The following is a 19854-nucleotide window of genomic DNA, read 5'->3' on the forward strand; positions in this document are numbered from 1 at the left end:
CAGACCCCGTGATCAGCGGAAACGCTGAGAGCGGGGTCTTGTTGTATGTGCGCGCCGGGGTGGGCGCGGGGGTCAGGGGGGCGGGGGGCGGGATTCGCCCGCGGTGAGGTGCTCCAGGACCTCCAGGAGTTCTTCGCAGGCCTGTTCCACGGAGCGGCGGGTGTTGAGCTGCTCGGTGATCACGGCGGAGAGCAGGAGGGCCGTGAGTGCCATGGTGCCGTTGAAGGTCTGGAGTTTGATCATGACTTCGATCTGGGTCAGGTCGGCGAAGGGGCCCGTCTGGTCGGTGGCGGCGACGGTGGCCATGACCGAGGCGTACAGGGCGCAGAGCGTGCTGCCGGCGAGCTGGAAGCTGAGGGCGGCCCAGATCAGGAGGGGGTAGACGAGGTAGAGGAGGCTCATGTGGCTGTTGGCGGCGATCGCGACGGCCGCGAGGGTGACCGCGGCGAGGCCCGCGACCTCCTTCCACCGCCCCATCCGGAAGGGGGGCCTGGCGTCCCTCAGGAGGAGCAGGACCGGGGTGACGAGCAGGACACCCATCGCGTCGCCCACCCACCAGGCCAGCCAGACCGCCCAGAAGTCCTCGGCCGGGAGGCGGTCCGTGAGGACCTGGACGCCGACACCGGTGGTCGCGCTGATCGTCATCGCCGCGAAGGCGCCGAGGAAGACCAGGGCCAGGCCGTCGCGGAGCCGGTCCAGGCGGGTGCTGAAGCCGGCCTTGCGCAGCAGGAGGTAGGCGAAGACCGGGGCGGCGGTGTTGCCGAGGACGTTGACCAGGGCCACGGGGCGGAGCGTCGCGATCGACGCGATGACGAGGAGGGCGCCCAGGGCGACGCCGCCCCAGACGCGGAGGCCGAGGATCAGGAAGGCCGCGAGCGCGACGCCCGTGGGGGGCCAGATCGGGGTGTAGATCGCGCCTTCGACGACGAGCTGCCGGGTGAGCCCGAGCCGCCCGGCGGCGAAGTAGGCCGCGGCGACCGCGAGGCTCTGGACGGCCACCAGGGCCGTCCGGCGCGGATCGAACTCCTTGGCAATCGGCACATCAGCCATCAGACAACGGCCCGGGCCCGGCGGCGAGGGGAGAGGGTGTTCCGTCCGGCTTCCCGGGTGAAACGGGTGGGATCCGGGTGAACGGCGGTCCCTACGGGCCCTCCCTCACGGCCGCGGGTCCGCCGGGGGTGTGCCGCGTTCGTCGTGGCCCACGACCAGGACCGCCGCGTCGTCCTCCTGGCCCACGCGTTCGGCGCCCTTGATCACGGCGGCGGCGACGGACTCCGGCGACAGGCCGGCGACGGCGGCGATGCCGGCGAGCCGGACGGCCTGGTCGAGGCCCTCGTCGACGGGGAGCGAGGGGCCCTCCACGACGCCGTCCGTGAGCAGGACGAAGACTCCGCCCTGGGTGAGGCGGTAGCGGGTGACGGGGTACTCGGCGCCCGACAGGACGCCGAGCGGCGGCCCTCCGGCGTCCTGCGAGGTGCCGGACCTGCCGTCGGCCGTCGCCCAGACGAAGGGGAGGTGGCCGGCCCGCGCGCTCTCCAGGAGGCCGGTGGCGGGGTCGAGGCGCATGAAGGTGCAGGTGGCGAAGAGGGTGCCGCCGAGGGAGAGGAGGAGGTCGTTGGTCCGGGCGAGGAGTTCGCCCGGCTCGCCTCCGACCGACGCGAGCGCGCGCAGGGCCACCCGTATCTGGCCCATGAGCGCCGCCGCCTCGATGTTGTGGCCCTGGACGTCGCCGATGGAGAGGCCGAGGCGGCCGTCGGGCAGGACGAAGGCGTCGTACCAGTCGCCGCCGACGTTGAGGCCGGTGCAGGCGGGTGCGTACGAGACGGCGAGCCGGAAGCCGGGAACCTCGGGCAGCTGGGAGGGCAGCATGTCGCGCTGGAGGGCGAGCGCCAGCTCGACCTGGGAACGCTGGAGCTCCGCGTGCCGGCGCGCCTGGGCGGTCAGCGAGCCCAGGCGGGCGAGCAGCTCGTCGCCGTCGCCCGAGTGGTGCTTGTGGCTCATCGCTCGCGACCTCAAGGTGGACAGGTCACCTGAATAGGGGCATTTATCGCTTCTACACCGTAATGCATGAAACGTTTCCGCGATGGTCGGGGAGCGGCATCACGGTCAGGCGGAGCGCTTGCCGGAGGCGCTCTTCCGGGTGGTCGCCGCCTGCTTCTCGGCGGGCTGCTTCTTCGCGGCCTGCCTCTTGGCGGGCGGCTTCCCGGCCGTCGTCCTCTTCGCCGTCGTCTCCTTCGCCGAGGCCTTCTTCGCCGTCGTCTTCTTCGCGGGGACCTTCTTCGCGGCCGCCCTCTCCGCCGTGGCGGCCTTCCCGGCCGTCGTCTTCTTCGCCGCCGCCTTCTTCGCCGCGGTCCGCTTCGCCGGGCGGCTCTTGATGTCGGTGACCTCCGCCGGTTCGCCCCGGGCCTCCTTCGCGTCGCGGACGCTCTTCTCCAGGGCCGCCATCAGGTCGATCACCTGGCCGCCCTCGCCCTCCTCGCCCGGCTCGGGGGGTGCCACGCCCTCACCGCCGGCCGCCTTCGCCGCGATCATCTCCTCGACGGCCTCGCGGTAGTCGTCGTGCAGGCTGGTGATGTCGACCTCGCCGAGGGTGGCCATCAGGGCGTCCGCCAGGTCCAGCTCGGCCTCGCGGACCGTCACCGGGGTCTCGGGGGCCACCCCCTCAGGGGCGCGGATCTCGTCGGGCCAGAGCAGGCCGTGCATGGCGATGACGTCATCGACGACCCGGAGCATGCCGAGGCGTTCGCGCCCCCGCAGGGCGTACTTGGCGACGGCCACCTTGTCGCTGCGCTTCAGGGCCTCGCGCAGGAGGGTGTACGGCTTCGCGGCGGGGACTCCGTTGGCGGAGAGGTAGTAGGCGGCGTCCATCTGGAGCGGATCGATGTCGCCCGCCGGGACGAAGGCGACGATCTCGATCGTCTTGGCGGTGGGCAGCGGCAGCGCGGCCAGGTCCTCGTCGGTGATCGGGATCATGGTCCCGTCGGCGTCCTCGTACGCCTTCCCGATCTCGGCCTGTCCGACCTCCTCGCCGTCCAGCTCGCAGACCTTGCGGTAGCGGATCCGGCCGCCGTCCTCGACGTGGATCTGGCGGAAGGAGACGGACCGGCTCTCGGTGGCGTTCACCAGCTTGATCGGGATGCTGACCAACCCGAAGGATATGGCGCCGTTCCAGATAGATCGCACGGTTCCTACCCTTCGTGCCGGTCTGGCGGGAAATATGGGAGTCTCATCGTATGACGCCCATCACAGAGGTGGCGGGGCGGCGCATCACGCTCAGTAACCTCGGCAAGGTCATCCACCCCGCCACGGGCACCACCAAGGGCGAGCTGCTGCACTACTACGCCACTGTCGAGGCGGCGATCCTGCCGCATCTGCGCGACCGGCCGGTCTCCTTCCTCCGCTATCCGGACGGGCCCGGCGGGCAGCTCTTCTTCACGAAGAACCCGCCTCCGGGTACGCCCGCCTGGGTGGCGACCACGCCGGTGCCGCGCACCGAGGACCCGCGGGCCCGGCAGGTGATGGTCCAGGACCTGCCCTCGCTGGTGTGGGCGTCCAACCTCGTCGTCGAGTTCCACACCCCGCAGTGGACGGCCGCCGCCCTCGCCGTCGCCGACCGGCTCGTCCTCGACCTCGACCCGGGGCCGCCCGCCACGGTCGTCGACTGCTGCCGGGTCGCCCTCCACCTGCGGGAGCGGCTCGCCGGGGACGGGCTCGAAGCCCTCGCCAAGACCTCCGGCGCCAAGGGGCTGCATCTGCTGGTCCCCCTCGTGCCGACCCCCTCCGAGCAGGTGTCCGCCTACGCGAAGCGGCTCGCCGTCGAGGCGGAGGCGGAGCTGCCCCGGCTGGTCACCCACCGGATGGCGAAGGCCCTGCGCGGCGGGAAGGTCTTCGTCGACCACAGCCAGAACGCCGCCGCGAAGACCACCGCGACCCCGTACACCCTCCGGGCCCGCGAGCGGCCGACCGTCTCCGCGCCGGTCACCTGGGAGGAGGTCGAGGCGTGTGCCGACCCCGCCGGCCTCGCCTTCGTGATGGGCGACATCGCGCCACGTCTGGAGCGGTACGGGGAGCTGCTGGGGCCCCTGTTCGACGCGGGGCGGGCGGGGGCCGTGCCGTGAACGGGAGCCGGGGCGGCGGTGGCCGGGTCGTGCTCCTGCCGCCGGTCGACGTCATGCGGCCGCGGACGGCGGAGGAGATTCCCGGCCAGGCGCCGCCGCCCCGCGACCTGCAGTACTCCCTGAAGCTCGACGGGTTCCGGGCCCTCGCGTTCGTCCTGGAGGGCGGGCGGGTGGTGCTCCAGTCGCGGTCCCGGCGCGACCTCTCCCCCGAGTTCCCGGACATCGCGGCGGCGCTCGCGGAGCGGCTGCCGCCGGGGATCGTGCTGGACGGCGAGCTGTGCGCGTACCGGGAGGGACGGCTCAGCTTCACCGACCTGCTCCGCTCGCACGCCGACCGGAAGCGGACCGGGGTGCCGGTCTCGTACATCGCCTTCGACCTGCTCGCGGTGCCCGGCCGGGACGTGCGGGCGCTGCCGCTGCGGGACCGGTGGGAGCTGCTCGGCACGGCGCTGCGCGAGGTGGGTCCGCCGCTCCAGCGGGTGCTGGCCACGGACGACGAGGAGACCGCGCGCGCCTGGTTCCGGGACCTGCGGGAGGCGGGGGTGGAGGGGGTGGTGGCCAAGGCGATGGGTTCGGCGTACCGCTCCGGCTCCACCTGGTCCTGGCGGAAGGTGCGGCACGCCGAGACCGTGGACGCGGAGCTGGTGGGGCTCGTCGGGCCGGCCGGCCGGCCGCGGGCGCTGCTGGTCCGGCTGCCGGACGGGCGGACCCTGACGACGACGCCGCGGCTCACCCCCGTACAGGCCCGGCAGGTCGGTGCCCGGGTCGCGGAGACCGGTGGCGGCGTGACGGCGGAGACCGATCCCGAGCACGGGCCGGTGCTGCGGATCGCCCGGCCGCCCGCGGTCGAGCTGCGGCAGGTCGCCGGGCGGCACGAGTCCGCCGCTTTCGTACGGTTCCGGGGCGAGGGGGTCTGAGCCCTCCCCACGCGCACACGTGGAGGGTGCGCAGCCGCGAGAACCGCAGCCTCTTCCCGGTCCCCTCCCCACGCGCACGCGTGGAGGGTGTGGCGGCCGAGGCCGTGGAGAAGGCGAGGCGGAACCTCCCCACGCGCACGCATGGAGGGTGTCGCGGGGCCGGAATCGTGCGCAACGACCGGTCCTCGCGCCGTACATGGCGCAAACCGAGCGGAACGCTCCCCGGCCGTGGGGCGGGTGGCTCCCGTTCGGCGTCGACAGGCGTCCCGTGGTGCACACTTGCTGCCTGGTGAAGGGCTCACGGGGAAGGCGGCCTGGCAATGCTGACGGGGATCGAGGAGGTCGACTGGGCCTCGCTGGGGCACGCCTACGGCCCCGCGGACGACGTGCCGGCCCTGCTCCGCGCTCTCGCCTCGCCCGACCCCGCCGAGCGGGAGACGGGCCTCGACGGCATGTACGGCGCGGTGCACCACCAGGGCGACGTGTACGACTCCACGCTCGCCTGCATCCCCTTCCTCCTGGAGCTCGTCGCCGACCCCGCCGTCCAGGACCGCGGCGGCATCGTCGAACTGCTCACCAGCATCGGCGGGATCGAGCTCGACGACGAGGACGACGACCTGGACGGACCGGCCGGTCCGGGCCCGGCCGACGCCGAGTTCGTCCCCGCCGCGAACTTCGCGATGGCCGCCGCCGCCGTCGCCGCCGGCGCCGACGTCTTCCTCGGTCTGGTCGACGACGCCGACCCCGAGGTGCGGCTCGCCGCGCCGGTGGCGCTGGCCTCGCTGCACCCGGACCCCGCGCGCGTGCTGACCCTGCTGCGGGAGCGGCTGACCGTGGAGCCGGACACGGAGGTGCGGCTCGCGCTGGTCGAGGCGGTCGGGCGGATCGCGCTGCGGCACGCCTCGCTGCGCGCCGAGACCGTCGACTGGCTGGGCTGGCTGGCACGGGCGGCGCAGGACCCGGGGCTGCGGCTCGCGGCGCTGGCCCAGCTGGCGCGCTGCGCGCCCGGGCGGATCCCGGAGGACGTGGTGCGGCGGGTGACGGAGCTCCTGGAGGAGATCCGGACGGCGCCGGTCCCGGACGAAGGGGGCGGTGAGACCGCCGCCGCGCGGATACCGGTGACGCTGGTGGGGCAGGTGCGCGAGCTCCTCGGGGAGCAGGTGGCGGAGCGGCGGACGCCGTGGACGGAGGAGCTGCTGCGGACGCTGCACGGTGCGCTGGACGACCGGGTGGACGACCGGATCGCCCTGATCCTGGCGCAGCTGCGGAGCCCTGACCCGGGGCAGCGTTCGGACGCGATCTGGCTGTGCGGCGGGCTGATACGGCTCTGGCGGGGGCGGTACGAGGAGGTCGTCGCGCTCGTCGGCGCGCAGCTCGCCGATCCCGACGCCCGGCTCCGCGAGGCCGCCACCTCCTTCCTGGAGCGCCTCTTCGAGCTGGGCTCCCCCGCGGCCGACGCGCTGGCCGGGGTCCTCGCCGAGCGGCCGGGCGGGGCTCCGGTCGGCGGCGGCCTGGCGGAGCTCACCGGCAGGACCGGGCGGGACGGCGCGCTCCTCGCGCTCGCGCGGAGCGGTGACGTCCGCGCCGTGCCGCTGCTCGCGCGGGCGCTGGAGGGGCGGGGCGAGGTCCGGCGCGAGCTGCTGTACGCGGTGGACGGGCTGGGCCCGGCCGCGGCGGGGCTCGCGCCGCTGCTGCGGCGGCGCCTCGCGGCGGTGGAGCTGGACGAGGACCTGTACGACCGGGCGGCGCCGCTGCTGTACGCGCTGGCGGCGGTACGGGGCGGCCAGGCGCTGCCCGAGGTGCTGCGGGTGCTGCGCGGGGCTCCGGAGCACCGGCGCGAGTGGGTGCGGGAGGCGGTGGCGCGGACCCTCGGCGCGTTCGGGCCCGCGGCCCGGGAGGCCGTGCCCGAGCTGCGGGAGCTGCTGGGCGCGGAGACGGCGTCGGTCGCCACGGCGGCGGCGCGCGCCCTGTGGGCGGTCGAGGGGGACGCGGAGGCGGTGGTGCCGGCCCTGGTGCGCCGGCTGCGGCCCGGGGCGTCGGGCGCGGACCGGTGCGCGGCGGCGCAGGCGCTGGGCGCGATCGGTCCGGCGGCGGCCGGGGCGGCGCGGGCTCTGCGGCCGGGGCTGACCTCGCGGGACCTGTGGGAGCGGGTGCGGTGCGCGGCGGCGCTGTGGCGGGTGTCGGGGGAGACGGAGCGGACGCTGCCGGTGCTGCTCGCGGCCTGGGAGGAGAACCGGCACGCGCGCGTGGAGATCGCCGCGTGCCTCGCCGAGATGGGCCCGGCCGCGGCGGCGGCGCAGCTGCCGATCCTCACCGAGCTGACCCGGCGGCGCCGGCACAACGCCCGGGAGGGTGCCTCCGGCAGCCACGACGTCCACCAGGACGAGAAGCTGCTGACCCTGTGCCGGGCGGCGCTGGCCCTGATGGAGCGTCCGGCCCGGCCGTGGCAGGACGGGCGGGCGGCCGGGGACGGGATCGGGCACGCGGAGGGCGGCGGCCGATGAGCGGACGGGTGCGGACGCGGGTCTCGGCGTACGCCCTCGCGGTGCGCGAGGGCCGGATCCTGCTGACCCGGCTCTCGGACGCCTCTCCGGTCTTCGCCCCGGGGCTGTGGCACCTGCCCGGCGGCGGCGTGGACCCGGGCGAGCAGCCCGTCGAGGCGCTGGTCCGCGAGCTCCGGGAGGAGACCGGTCTGGAGGCGGTCGGCGCCGAACTGCTGGACGCGCGGAGCTACACGGCCCGCCGGGGAGGTGTCGACTGGCACCTGACCGCGCTCTTCTACGCCGTCGGCCTGCCGGCGGGCGTGGTGCCCGCGGTCTCCGAGACGGGCGGCTCCACCGACGCCGCGGCCTGGGTCCCCCTGCCCGACCTGCCGGACGTCCCGCTCTCCCCCGCGGCCGCGGACGCGGTACGCCTGCTGCGCGGCCGGTGAGCACGCCGACCGCTGAGCACGCCGACCGCTGAGCGCGCCCGCCGGTGAGCACACCTGGCCGCGGAGCACACCTGCCGGTGAGGACGCCGGCCGCTGAGCACACCTGGCCGGTGAGCGCCTGCCGGTGAGCAACGCCGACCCGTGCGCGCACCCGCCCGTGCGCGCGCCCACCGGGGTTCGTCCGGTGCCGCCCGCGCGCCCCGAGGGGGATGACCTTCCCTAATTGGACATATGGTCTTTCCGAGACCGCCCGTCCGACCTGGGAGCCCCGTGAGAGTCCGCACCGCCGTCCTCGCCGCCGCCGCGCTCGTCGCGCTGGCCGGCTGCGGGACCGGCGGAGGGCTGGAGAGTGACGGGCCGACGCCGACCGCCGTGGGGCCGGTGCGGCTCTGGCCGGAGCTGCCGCCCGCCTCGGATCCGCCCGTGGACTACGGGGAGACGGACACCGAGCGGGTGCCGGGGATCACCGTGCGGAACGCCGACGTGCGGACCGTGGACCCGGTCGCGGTGGTCCGCGCGGAGGTGGCGGCCCACCCCGACACGTACACCGGCGGCGACGGCATGTACCAGGAGACCGCCCGCGCGATCCTCGCGTGCGACACCGCGCCGGCGGCGTGCCCGGTGCTGTCGCCGTACTACCGGGACCTCACCGGCAACGGCCGGGACGAGCTGATCGTCGGGATCCGGATGCCCGAGCAGCAGGTCGCCGTCCGGGTGTACCTCGCCGAGCGGGGAGGGCTCACCCGGGTGATGTCCACCGTCGACCAGGTGATCAGCGTGGAGCTGGCCGGCCGCGACCTGATCGTACGGGCGGCCTCGGCGGGGATCCCCGGGTACGAGTACCGGACCGCGTGGTCGTGGGACGAGCGTCAGCACAGCATGCTTCCGGCGCGGGACGAGATCGTGCCGGTACGGACGCCCCCGCACACCCCCGACAGCCCGCGCACCTCTCGCACCCCGGACAGCCCGGGCACCCCGGGCACCCCAGGCACCCCAGGCACCCCAGGCACCCCAGGCACCCCAGGCACCCCAGGCACCCCAGGCACCCCGCGAGGCTCCGTCACCGGCGGCCCACCCACGGAGCGGACCCCGAAGAGCGCCCCCGAGCCGGCCCCGGACACGACCACGCAGAGCACCCCCGCCCCGACCCCGGACACGACCCCGAAAAGCACCCCCGACCCAGCCCGGGACACGCCCCCGGAAAGCACCCCATGAGCCGCCCCCGCCGGGCCGGACGGCCGCGCGCGCCCGCCTGGACCGCGACGCTCACCTGGAAGGCCGCGGTCTTCATCGCCGTGATGTGCTGCGCGCTGGCCGCGCTGCTCGGCACCCTGGTGCACGTCTCGGTGACCGGGCAGACCGTGCGGGACGCGCGGGAGAAGGCGCTCGCCCGCCTCACGGACGTGACCCGGCTGTACGAGGCGGGCGAGCCGCTGCCGCCGTTCGCCGGGCTCGACCCGCCCGGGCTCCCCGAGGAGCTGCGGGAGCTGACGGCGCGGGGCGAGCGCGGGACCGTGGTCGCCGACCACCGGGGCCGGGCCACCATGTGGGCGGCCGGTCCGGCGGACGGGCACGCCCTCGCGGTGCGGGTCGACCACACCGTGGGCGCGGGCACCATCGACGCCCTGGACCGGTCGATCGTCGGCTCCTCGATCCTGGCGATCGCGGCGACCCTCGCCGTCGGCGTCGTGGCGGTCACCCGGGTCACCCGGCGGCTCCACGCCACCGCGCAGGTGGCCCGCCGGATCACCGCGGGGGACCTGGACGCGCGGGTGGACGACCCCCGGACGAAGGACCCCCGGCGCCCGCAGGACGAGGTGGCGACGGTCTCGGGGGCGCTCGACACCATGGCCTCCTCGCTCCAGCGCAAGCTCCAGAGCGAGCAGCGGTTCACCGCGGACGTGGCGCACGAGCTGCGCACCCCGCTGACCGGGCTCTCGGCCGCCGCCGAGCTGCTGCCCGAGGGCCGGCCGGCGGAGCTCGTCCGGGACCGGGTGCGGACGATGCGCGGGCTGACCGAGGACCTGCTGGAGATCTCCCGGCTCGACGCCCGCAACGAGACGGTCGATCTGGCCGTGCACGAACTCGGGCCGCTGGTCGAGCGGGTGGTGCGGGCCTCGGGCACGGAGACGGAGGTGCGGATCGTCCGGGACACGACGGTGGAGACGGACCGGCGGCGGCTCGAACGGGTGCTGGGGAATCTGGTCGCCAACGCCCACCTGCACGGCGGCCCGCCGGTGGTGGTGACGGTGGACGGGGCGACCGTGACGGTGCGGGACCACGGTCCGGGCTATCCCGCGTACCTGCTCGCCTCGGGTCCGCAGCGCTTCCGCACCGAGAGCGGCGGCAAGGGGCACGGCCTCGGGCTGACCATCGCCCGGGGGCAGGCGGAGGTGATCGGCGCCGAGCTGGAGTTCGGCCGGGCGCGGGAGGGCGGGGCGGAGGCGCGGATCCGGCTGCCGGAGTACGTGCGGTTCGACGACGACACCGCGGACGGATGAACCACCCGCACGGCACACCGTCACACAAAAGGGACATAAGGCATACGGCTTGCTACGTTGCCGACCATGACCGCACCTCGGACCACGGACGCTCCCCCGGACGCGCCGCCGCCCGGTGTCCGGGTCCCGAAGCGGCGCGGGGTGGAGCTGGTGCTGCTGCTCGGCGCCGTCCTCATCTCCGTCTGCGGCTACGCCTCGGTGGGGCTCGCCCACGACGGCGCGGTGCCGCCGGACGCGGCCCGGTACGGGGCGGGGCTCGGACTCCTCGCCCTGCTCGCGCACCTCGCCGTGCGGTTCCGGGCCCCGTACGCCGATCCGCTCCTGCTGCCGATCGCCCTGCTGCTCAACGGGCTCGGTCTCGTGCTGATCTACCGCCTCGACCTGGAGACCCCGCGCGACCAGGCGGCCGCCACCCAGCTGGTGTGGTCCACGCTCGGGGTGACGCTCTTCATCGTGGTGGTGGTGCTGCTCCGCGACCACCGCGTCCTCCAGGGGTACGCGTACGTCTCCGTCGCCGCCGCGCTCGCCCTGATGATCCTGCCGATCTTCTTCCCCGCGGTGAACGGCGCCCGGATCTGGATCCGGGCCGGCGGGCTCTCCTTCCAGCCGGGCGAGTTCGCGAAGATCCTGCTCGCGGTCTTCTTCGCCGCGTACCTCTCCGCCAACCTCAGCGCGCTCGCCTACGCCGGCCGCCGGATCTGGAGGTTCCAGTTCCCCACCTGGCGGGTGCTCGGCCCGATCGTGGCGATCTGGCTGCTGAGCGTCGGCGTCCTCGTCCTGGAGCGGGACCTCGGCACCTCGCTGCTCTTCTTCGGCCTCTTCGTGATCATGCTGTACGTGGCGACCGGACGCACCGGCTGGATCGCGATCGGACTGCTGCTGGCCGCCGCCGGGGCCTTCCTCATCGGCTCCGTCGAGCCGCATGTGCACAGCCGGGTGGAGGACTGGCTCGATCCGTACGCCTCCATCCGGGCCGGCGACGGGCCGGGGCAGCTCGCCCAGTCCCTCTTCGCCTTCGCCGCCGGCGGGATGCTCGGCACCGGACTCGGCCTCGGGCACTCGGTCCTCATCGGCTTCGCCGCCAAGTCGGACTTCATCCTGGCGACGGCCGGCGAGGAGCTGGGGCTGGTCGGGCTCACCGCGCTCTTCCTGCTGTACGCGCTCTTCGTGGCGCGCGGATACCGGGCCGGGCTCGCCCTGCGGGACCCCTTCGGGCGGCTGCTGGCGATCGGGCTCGCGTCGATCGTGGCGCTCCAGGTCTTCGTGATCGCGGGCGGGGTGATGGGGCTGATCCCGCTGACCGGCATGGCGATGCCGTTCCTGGCGCAGGGCGGTTCGTCGGTGGTGACGAACTGGGTGATCGTGGCGCTCCTGGTCCGGGTCAGCGACTCGGCGCGCGCGCCGCAGCCGGAGTCGGCGGACACCGGCGAGCCGGCCAGGGTGGAGGCGGGCCGGTGATCCGGTACATCCGGCGGGCCGCCGTGCTCTGTCTGCTCCTGCTGGTCGCGCTCCTCGTGAACGCGGCCCGGGTGATGCTGGTCGAGGCGGACGAGCTGGACGCGAATCCGGCCAACCGGCGGAGCTCCATCGCCCGCTGGGCGGAGCCGCGCGGCGAGATCGTCGTCGACGGGAAGCCGGTGACCGGCTCCCGCGACAGCGGGCAGCAGCTGCGCTGGGAGCGGACCTACCGCCGGGGGCCGCTCTACGCGCCGGTGACCGGCTACGCCTCCCAGACGTACGGCACCACCATGGTCGAGAACGCGCAGGACGCGATCCTCTCCGGCGCCGACCCGGTCCTCGCGCCGCTGCCGCTCTGGAACGAACTGACCCGGGGCCGCTCCCCCGGCGGCGACGTGGTGACGACGATCCGCGCCCCGATGCAGGAGGCCGCCTACCGGGGCCTCGACGGCAAGCGCGGCGCGGTCGTCGCGCTCGAACCGTCGAGCGGCCGCATCCTGGCGCTGGTCTCCTCCCCCTCGTACGAGCCCGGGGTGCTCTCCGGCACCGGGCCCGGCGTGAAGGACGCCTGGACCCGGCTGACCACCTCGCCGAACCAGCCGATGCTCAACCGGGCGCTGCGGCAGACCTATCCGCCCGGCTCCACGTTCAAGATCGTGACGGCGGCCGCGGCGCTCGACGCGGGCGTGGTGCGGGACGTGGACGCCCCGACGGACACGCCGGACCCCTTCGTGCTGCCCGGCACCCGGCAGGTGCTGCCGAACGAGGCCCGGGGCTGCGAGGACGCCTCGCTCGCGTACGCCCTCCAGTGGTCCTGCAACACGGTGATGGCCGGCCTCGGCGTCGATGTGGGACTGGCCGGCATGGTGGAGACGGCGGAACGGTTCGGCTTCGACGACGCGACGCTGCGGGTGCCGTCCTGGGTGGCGCGGTCCAACTTCGACCGCGACATGAGCCCGGACCAGCTGGCCCTGTCGTCGATCGGGCAGTTCAACACCACGGCGACCCCCCTCCAGATGGCGATGGTCGCGGCGGCGGTCGCCAACACCGGGGAGATCGCGCAGCCGTATCTGGTGGACCGCACGACGACCGACCGCGGGACCACCGTGGACCGCACCCCGCACCGCGGCTACCGGCAGGCCATGAGCCCGTCGACCGCCCTCCAGCTCCAGCGGCTGATGGTGAGGGCGGTGGAGGAGGGGACGGGCTCGAACGCGGCGATCCCCGGGGCCCGGGTCGGCGGCAAGACGGGCACCGCGCAGCACGGCCTCGGCAACGCCGGCACCCCCTACGCCTGGTTCATCGCCTGGGCGCAGGAGGAGGGTTCGGGACGGCCCGCGGTGGCGGTGGCGGTGGTCGTGGAGGACGCGGAGGCCTCGCGCACGGACATCAGCGGAGGCGGCAGCGCGGCACCGATCGCGCGGGACGTGATGTGGGAGGCGCTGCGCCTCGACGCGGAGGCACGGGGCGCGCCGGGGCCGCGCGGCGGGCCGCCGGCGCGGACGAAGCCGCCCCGGCCGGCCGGCCCGCCCGGCGGCCGTCCGCCGGCGGGGGTGACGGCGCGTCCGGCTCCGTGAGAGGGTGCCGGACGTGATCGTCCGAGTGAGCGAGGCCCGCGTCCGCCCCGAACGCTTCGACGCGTTCCGGGAGTTGATTCTCGCGGCGGTACGGGACTTTCCGGCCCGCAACCCCGGCCTGGTGGACCACGAGGTGCTGGTCGCACCGCCGCACTCGCTGCTCTACGTGAGCCGCTGGCGGTCCGAGGCGGATCTGGCGGCGTACGCAGGGGAGAACTGGCGGGACGAGCCGGTGGTCCTGCCGGGCGAGGAGGAGTACCTCCTCGGCCCGCTGGAGCTGCGCCACTTCACCGTGGCACCGACGGCCTGACGGGGACGCCGGTACGTCACTCGGCCGCGCCCTCCGCGACGGCCTCGGCCACCTCGGCCACCCGCTCCCGCTCCTCCGCCGCGAACCGCTCCGCGTCGAGCCGCTCGGCGATCTCCTCGTCCTGGGTCATCAGCAGGTCGAGGTTGGAGTCGCCGAGGTCGAAGACGCCCATGTCGAGATAGGCCTTCTGGAGGCGTTCGCCCCAGAGGCCGATGTCCTTGACGCAGGGCACGATCCGGCTGAACAGCAGTTTCCGGAAGAGGTGCAGGAACTCGCTCTGCTCGCTGAACTCCTCGGCCTCCTTGCGCGGGATGCCGAAGTTCTCCAGGACCTCGACCCCGCGCAGCCGGTCGCGCATCAGGTGGCAGCCCTCGATGACGAACTCCTCGCGCTCGCGCAGTTCGGCGTCGGTGAGCTGCCGGTAGTGGTCGCGCAGCGCCATCCGGCCGAAGGCCACGTGCCGGGCCTCGTCCTGCATGACGTAGGCGAGGATCTGCCGGGGCAGCGGTTTGTCGGTGGTGTCGCGGATCATCCCGAAGGCGGCGAGGGCCAGGCCTTCGATGAGCACCTGCATGCCGAGGTAGGGCATGTCCCAGCGGGAGTCGCGGAGGGTGTCGTCGAGGAGGCTCTGGAGGTCGTCGTTGATCGGGTAGAGCATGCCGATCTTCTCGTGGAGGAAGCGGCCGTAGATCTCGGCGTGCCGGGCCTCGTCCATGGTCTGGGTGGCGGAGTAGAACTTGGCGTCGAGGTCGGGCGCGGACTCGACGATGCGGGCGGCGCAGACCATGGCGCCCTGCTCGCCGTGGAGGAACTGGCTGAAGTTCCAGGAGGCGTAGTGGCGGCGCAGTTCGCCCTTGTCCTTGCCGGTGAGCTTGGCCCAGTGGCGGGTGCCGTGCAGGGCGAGCGCCTCGTCGGGGGTGCCGAGCGGGTCGTACGGGTCGACCTCCAGGTCCCAGTCGATGCGGCGGGCGCCGTCCCACTGCTTGTCCTTGCCCTTCTGGTAGAGGGCGAGGAGCCGGTCACGGCCGGCGTCGGCCATGTCGTACTCCCAGGAGAAGCGGGCCTCGCCGGTGGCGGGGATCTCCCGGCCGGGTCCGGACGGGGGGTTCACGTAGAGCTCGTGCGTCGACATCGACCACTCCTTCCGGCAGGAAGGCGTTCCCGCCGTCTCCAGCAGGCTCACACGTTGCTGGACGAAGCGTCAACAAGTCGCGCAGGGGGGATTGACGGGCTTGCTGACGGGCAGTCTGATAGCACGTGACCGACGGTAACCCACGTGCGCAGCCAGCGAGGTGTCCCCGCCATGAGTCCCTTCACCGAGCCCGACCTCACTCTGCTGCGGGACGCGCTGGGGCCGCTCCGCGACCGCGAGCGGCTCGCCGAACGGCTCCTGGAGGCCTCCCGCAAGCACTCCCACGACCCCGACACCGAGCTCGACTGGGACGCGCCCTTCGAGGACGGGCGGTGGTACTGGCCGCCGGAGCTGGTCTCGCTCTACGGCACCCCGCTGTGGCGCCGGATGTCCGAGGAGCAGCGGAGGGACCTCTCCCGCCACGAGGCCGCCTCGCTCGCCTCGCTGGGCATCTGGTTCGAGATCATCCTGATGCAGCTGCTCGTCCGGCACATCTACGACAAGTCGCTGACCAGCCATCACGTGCGGTACGCGCTCACCGAGATCGCCGACGAGTGCCGGCACTCCATGATGTTCGCCCGGCTGATCCGCAAGGGCGGCACCGGCGAGTACCCGGTGCCGCGGGTCCACCACAACCTCGCCCGCGTCCTGAAGACCGTCTCCACCACCCCCGGCTCCTTCGCCGCCACCCTCCTCGGCGAGGAGATCCTGGACTGGATGCAGCGGCTGACCTTCCCGGACGAGCGGGTCCAGCCGCTGGTGCGCGGCGTGACCCGGATCCACGTGGTCGAGGAGGCCCGGCACGTCCGGTACGCCCGCGAGGAGCTGCGCCGGCAGATGGTGACGGCGCCGCGCTGGGAGCGGGAGCTCACCCGGATCAGCTGCGGGGAGGCCGCCCGGGTCTTCTCCGTCTGCTTCGTCAACCCGGCGGTGTACGACGCCGTCGGCCTCGACCGGCGGCAGGCGGTCGCCGAGGTGCGGGCGAGCGGCCACCGGCGGGAGGTCATGCAGGCCGGGGCCAAGCGCCTGACGGACTTCCTCGACGACATCGGCGTGCTGCGCGGCCCCGGCCGGCGCCTGTGGCGCTCCTCCGGGCTGCTGGCCTGAGGCCGGGCGGCCGGTGGGCGGGCGGGGCCGGGAATCGCGGCCCGGAGCCGGAGGTACCGGGGTTACGCTGCGGTCATGACGAGCGCCGCCTCCCCCGCGTACCGCCGGCTCAGCGTCGAGGAGCGGCGCGGCCAGCTCCTGGAGGCCGCGCTCGGGCTCTTCGCGCACCGGACCCCCGAGGACGTGTCGCTCGACGACGTGGCCGAGGCGGCCGGAGTCTCCCGGCCGCTGGTCTACCGCTACTTCCCCGGCGGCAAGCAACAGCTGTACGAGGCCGCCCTGCGCTCCTCCGCCGACGCCCTGGACCGCTGCTTCGCCGAGCCGGCCCAGGGCCCGCCCACCGAGCGCCTCGGCCGGGTCCTCGACCGCTACCTGGCCTTCGTCGACGGCCACGACGCCGGTTTCAGCGCGCTGCTGCGCGGCGGGAGCGTCGTGGAGACCTCGCACACCGCGGCGATCGTGGACGAGGTGCGGCGGGCCGCGGCCGAGCAGATCTTCACGCACCTGGGGGCGGAGCACCCCGGCGCGCGGCTCGGGATGCTGGTCCGCACCTGGATCGCGGCCGTCGAGGCCGCCTCCCTCATCTGGCTCGACGAGGGCAAGCGGCCCGACGCGGGCGAGCTGCGCGACTGGCTGGTCGACCACCTCGTCGCCCTGCTCGCGGCGAGCTCCGCGAGCGACCCGGAGACGGCGGAGGTGGTGCGGCGGCTGCTCGCCCAGGAGACCGCCGACGGGCCGGTCGCCGGACTCGCCCGCCGCCTGGTGCCGCTGGCCGGCCAGGCGGCGCACCTGCTCTGACCTCACGCGCCGGGTGCGGCCGGGAGAGACTGGTGGGGTGAGAAGCGAGAACACCCCCTTCCGCGGCGGCCCGCTCGACGGCCGGGTGCTGCCCATCCTGCTCGGCCCCACCGGCCACCCGCCGAAGTGGTACGAGGTGCCGGTGCCGGCCCACGACGGCCGGCCGCCCACGCTGTACACGTACCGGCGCGAGCCCGCGGGTCACACCAGGCGGCTCGGCCTCCAGCGCGGCTGGGTCTACGCGTACGCCCCCGAGGGCCGCGAGCGGCGCGAGCTGAAGTGGCCCTGGTCCAAGCCGACGCCCCGGCCCGACGGGGAGCCGAACGGGTGAGCCGGGAGGACGCGCCCCGCTTCGTACGGTAATCGGATGAATCCGCGCGCCATGATGCCTCCGGAGCCCGCTCTGGAGGTGGTGACGTGTCGCGAAGGCTGCTGCGCACGGTCTGTACGGGAGCGCTGGCCGCGCTGACGGCCCTGTCCGGAACGGCGACGGCCGCACCCCCGCCGCCACCGGAACCCCCCGCGGATCCGCCCGCCGCCTCCGCACCCGTCGCCTGGGCGGACCCGGCGGCGGAACCGGTCGGACCGGTGGACCCGGACGCGCGGGAGGATCCCGACGCGGAGGGCGGCGAGCCGGAATCCCCGCCCGAAGGCACGGACACCGCCACCGACGACGCCGCCGCGCTCGCACCCTCCGGCGGGGACTCCGTGGCGACGCTCCTCACCCGGCTCCGCACCCTCTACCAGGAGGCCGAGGAGGCCACGGAGGGGTTCAACGCCGCCGAGGAGGCGGCACGGCTCCAGGGAGCGGACACCCGGCGGGTCGCCGCCGACCTGAGGACGGCCAGGGAGGAGCTGGCGCGCGGACGGTCCGAGGCCGGACGGCTCGCCCGGGAGCAGTACCAGGGCAGGACCGGATACGCCTCGCCGCTGCGGCTGCTCTTCGCGGCGGACCCCCAGTCGGCCCTCGACGCCGGGCATCTGATGGACCGCACGGCCCGCGACCGGGCCTCCGCCCTGCCCCGGCTCCGGGCGGCCGAGCGCCGGGCCGCCGCGCTGGCCTCCGCCTCCCGCACCGCGCTCGACCGGCAGAAGACGCTCGCCGACCGGCAGCGGAGCCGGCGGGACGCGGTGCGCAGGAAGCTCGCCGAGGTCGAGAAGCTGCTCGCCTCGCTCTCCCCCGAGCAGCTGGCCCGTCTGACCGAGCTGGAGCGGAGCCGGACGGCGGGCGCCCAGCGCGAGCTCCTCGACTCCGGCGTCCTCGACCACGCCCTCACCCCGACCGGGGAGGGCGCGGCGGCGCTGCGCTTCGCGGTCGGCCAGCTCGGGAAGCCGTACGAGTGGGGGGCGGAGGGCCCGGACGCCTACGACTGCTCGGGCCTCACCCAGCGGGCGTGGGCGGCGGCCGGCCGCGAGCTGCCGCGGACCAGTCAGGAGCAGTGGGCGGAGCTGCCCCGGGTGGCGCTGGGCGAACTGCGCCCCGGGGATCTGGTGGTGTACTTCCCGGGCGCCACCCACGTGGCGCTGTACCTCGGCGAGGGCCTGGTGGTGCACGCCCCGCGTCCGGGCGGCCGGGTGAAGGTCTCCCCGCTCGCGGCGAACCCGCTGCTCGGGGCCGTCCGGCCGGACCCCGGCGGCACGGCCCTGGCGTCGTACACCCCGCCGATCGTCCCGGAGGGCGCCCGGGAGGGCTCGGACGAGGGGTACGACGGGGCGGGGCCCGGCGGGGAGGGTCAGGCTCCGGCGACGGAGGCCAGATAGGCGGCGGACTTCTCCGGGTCGAAGAAGAAGTGCTCGAAGTCGGCCGGGTCGTCGAAGCCGTTGGCGAAGCGGTCGGCGACCGGCTGGAGCTGACCGGCGGCGCCGAGCAGGTTCAGGACGTGCTCCGGGGGCGGCGCCAGCATGGCGTTGGTCCACTTGGTGACCGGCTCGGCGGTCTTCCAGTAGCGGTCGAAGGCGGACCGCATCCACGCCTCGTCGAAGGGCCTGTCGCCGTGCTCGACGATGGCGGCGAGGTAGGCGGCGGCGCACTTGGACGCGGAGTTGGAGCCCTGTCCGGTGATCGGGTCGTTGGCGACGACGACGTCGGCGACGCCGAGGACCAGGCCGCCGCCGGGGAGCCGGCCGACCGGGTTGCGGACGGTCGGCGCGTACCGGCCGGCGAGGGTGCCGCCCGCGTCGGTCAGCTCGACCTTGGTGGCGCGCGCGTACTCCCACGGCAGGAACTCCTCCATGAGCTCCAGCGTCAGCGCCAGGTGCTCGGAGGGATCCTTGACGCCCTGGAAGGCGTCGACGGGGCCGCCGGGGACGCCCTCCCAGAAGAGGATGTCGGCGCGGCCGCCGGTGGTGAGGGTCGGCATGACGAAGAGCTCGCCGACGCCGGGCACGATGTTGCAGCGGACGGCGTCGAAGTCGGGGTGCTCGGGGCGGGGACCGAGGCCGTCGACGTACGCGACGGCGAGCGCGCGCTGCGGCTCGGCGTACGGGGAGCGGTCGGCGTCCCGGCCGAACATGGAGACCAGCTCGCCCTTGCCTGCGGCGACGAGCACGAGGTCGTAGCGGCGGGCGAAGAAGTCGAGGTCGCCGACGGCGGCGCCGTGGATGACGAGCTGTCCGCCGCGCTGGGCGAAGGTCTCCATCCAGCCGGCCATCTTCACGCGCTGGTCGACGGACTGGGCGTACCCGTCGAGCTTGCCGACCCAGTCGATGACGCGGGCCGACCCGGGGCCGGCGACGGAGACGCCGAGGCCCTCGATCCTCGGGGCCTGGGACTCCCAGAAGTTCAGGCCGAGGTCGCGCTCGTGGCCGAGCGCGGTGTGGAACATGCACTGGGTGGACATGACGCGGCCGGAGCGGATCTCGTCCGCCGTCCGGTTCGACATCAGGGTGACCTCGTACCCCTGGTTCTGGAGGCCGAGGGCGAGCTGGAGACCGGACTGGCCGGCGCCGACTATGAGTATCTTCCGCATGGGCGGGGCTCCTGGCGAGACGTTCTGTGAGGGCG

At 74.6% G+C, this 19854-nt stretch carries 17 protein-coding genes and 1 pseudogene; 13 read left to right on the plus strand and 5 right to left on the minus strand.

Annotation, left to right across the window (positions count from 1 at the left end):
- Positions 1 to 72 precede the first annotated feature (72 nt).
- The 3 genes from ACF1BN_RS18015 to ACF1BN_RS18025 all read right to left on the minus strand — a co-directional run bounded on the left by ACF1BN_RS18015 (position 73) and on the right by ACF1BN_RS18025 (position 3183).
- Positions 73 to 1050 carry an MASE1 domain-containing protein gene (locus tag ACF1BN_RS18015; RefSeq protein ID WP_392332561.1) on the minus strand — a complete coding sequence of 326 codons (978 nt, stop codon included), beginning with the start codon at positions 1048 to 1050 and terminating at the stop codon, positions 73 to 75.
- Positions 1051 to 1155: 105 nt separating this feature from the next.
- Positions 1156 to 2001: a PP2C family protein-serine/threonine phosphatase gene (locus ACF1BN_RS18020; RefSeq protein ID WP_392332562.1), complete on the minus strand. Its 846-nt coding sequence runs from the start codon at positions 1999 to 2001 to the stop codon at positions 1156 to 1158.
- 105 nt (positions 2002 to 2106) lie between these two features.
- On the minus strand, positions 2107 to 3183 hold the full coding sequence (locus ACF1BN_RS18025) for a Ku protein (protein ID WP_392332563.1): 1077 nt from the start codon (positions 3181 to 3183) through the stop codon (positions 2107 to 2109).
- A gap of 50 nt (positions 3184 to 3233) precedes the next feature.
- Between ACF1BN_RS18025 and ligD the strand changes: the two genes are divergently transcribed.
- From ligD to ACF1BN_RS18070, 9 genes and pseudogenes are all read left to right on the plus strand, one after another.
- Positions 3234 to 4118 carry a non-homologous end-joining DNA ligase gene (ligD, locus tag ACF1BN_RS18030; protein WP_392332564.1) on the plus strand — a complete coding sequence of 295 codons (885 nt, stop codon included), beginning with the start codon at positions 3234 to 3236 and terminating at the stop codon, positions 4116 to 4118.
- Positions 4115 to 5035, plus strand: a complete 921-nt coding sequence (locus ACF1BN_RS18035; RefSeq protein ID WP_392332565.1) for a DNA ligase — start codon at positions 4115 to 4117, stop codon at positions 5033 to 5035. Before ligD ends, ACF1BN_RS18035 begins: the two co-directional genes overlap by 4 nt.
- 320 nt (positions 5036 to 5355) lie before the next feature.
- The gene (locus ACF1BN_RS18040) at positions 5356 to 7539 is read left to right on the plus strand and encodes a PBS lyase (protein WP_392332566.1); all 2184 of its coding nucleotides are present in this window, start codon (positions 5356 to 5358) and stop codon (positions 7537 to 7539) included.
- Entirely contained in the window at positions 7536 to 7967 is a 432-nt protein-coding gene (locus ACF1BN_RS18045; protein ID WP_392332567.1) for an NUDIX hydrolase, read from the plus strand. The genes ACF1BN_RS18040 and ACF1BN_RS18045 overlap by 4 nt, the downstream gene beginning before the upstream one ends.
- 231 nt (positions 7968 to 8198) lie before the next feature.
- A pseudogene (locus ACF1BN_RS18050) lies at positions 8199 to 8954 on the plus strand (hypothetical protein); the annotation flags it as partial.
- A gap of 224 nt (positions 8955 to 9178) precedes the next feature.
- On the plus strand, positions 9179 to 10468 hold the full coding sequence (locus ACF1BN_RS18055; RefSeq protein ID WP_392332568.1) for an ATP-binding protein: 1290 nt from the start codon (positions 9179 to 9181) through the stop codon (positions 10466 to 10468).
- Between the two features lie 66 nt (positions 10469 to 10534).
- On the plus strand, positions 10535 to 11926 hold the full coding sequence (locus ACF1BN_RS18060) for an FtsW/RodA/SpoVE family cell cycle protein (protein WP_392332569.1): 1392 nt from the start codon (positions 10535 to 10537) through the stop codon (positions 11924 to 11926).
- Positions 11923 to 13503 carry a penicillin-binding transpeptidase domain-containing protein gene (locus tag ACF1BN_RS18065; protein ID WP_392332570.1) on the plus strand — a complete coding sequence of 527 codons (1581 nt, stop codon included), beginning with the start codon at positions 11923 to 11925 and terminating at the stop codon, positions 13501 to 13503. The genes ACF1BN_RS18060 and ACF1BN_RS18065 overlap by 4 nt, the downstream gene beginning before the upstream one ends.
- Positions 13504 to 13516: 13 nt before the next feature.
- Complete coding sequence (locus tag ACF1BN_RS18070) at positions 13517 to 13813, plus strand: putative quinol monooxygenase (protein WP_392332571.1); 297 nt, start codon at positions 13517 to 13519, stop codon at positions 13811 to 13813.
- 16 nt (positions 13814 to 13829) lie between these two features.
- Here ACF1BN_RS18070 and ACF1BN_RS18075 read toward each other — a convergent pair whose 3' ends face one another.
- A complete protein-coding gene (locus ACF1BN_RS18075; RefSeq protein WP_392332572.1) occupies positions 13830 to 14945 on the minus strand; it encodes a ferritin-like domain-containing protein in 1116 nt (371 codons plus the stop codon).
- Between the two features lie 171 nt (positions 14946 to 15116).
- Between ACF1BN_RS18075 and ACF1BN_RS18080 the strand changes: the two genes are divergently transcribed.
- The 4 genes from ACF1BN_RS18080 (at position 15117) to ACF1BN_RS18095 (ending at position 18611) form a co-directional block, all read left to right on the plus strand.
- On the plus strand, positions 15117 to 16052 hold the full coding sequence (locus ACF1BN_RS18080; protein ID WP_392332573.1) for a diiron oxygenase: 936 nt from the start codon (positions 15117 to 15119) through the stop codon (positions 16050 to 16052).
- A gap of 75 nt (positions 16053 to 16127) precedes the next feature.
- Entirely contained in the window at positions 16128 to 16850 is a 723-nt protein-coding gene (locus ACF1BN_RS18085) for a TetR/AcrR family transcriptional regulator (protein WP_392332574.1), read from the plus strand.
- A 37-nt stretch (positions 16851 to 16887) separates the two neighbouring features.
- Positions 16888 to 17181, plus strand: a complete 294-nt coding sequence (locus ACF1BN_RS18090) for a hypothetical protein (RefSeq protein WP_392332575.1) — start codon at positions 16888 to 16890, stop codon at positions 17179 to 17181.
- 86 nt (positions 17182 to 17267) lie between these two features.
- Positions 17268 to 18611: an NlpC/P60 family protein gene (locus tag ACF1BN_RS18095; RefSeq protein ID WP_392332576.1), complete on the plus strand. Its 1344-nt coding sequence runs from the start codon at positions 17268 to 17270 to the stop codon at positions 18609 to 18611.
- On the opposite strand, the gene ACF1BN_RS18100 is transcribed toward ACF1BN_RS18095, so the two are convergent.
- Complete coding sequence (locus ACF1BN_RS18100; RefSeq protein ID WP_392332577.1) at positions 18584 to 19819, minus strand: styrene monooxygenase/indole monooxygenase family protein; 1236 nt, start codon at positions 19817 to 19819, stop codon at positions 18584 to 18586. The genes ACF1BN_RS18095 and ACF1BN_RS18100 overlap by 28 nt on opposite strands.
- Between the last annotated feature and the right edge of the window lie 35 nt (positions 19820 to 19854).

The sequence above is a fragment of the Streptomyces sp. NPDC014861 genome (assembly GCF_043081625.1).
Classification (GTDB): Bacteria; Actinomycetota; Actinomycetes; order Streptomycetales; family Streptomycetaceae; genus Streptomyces.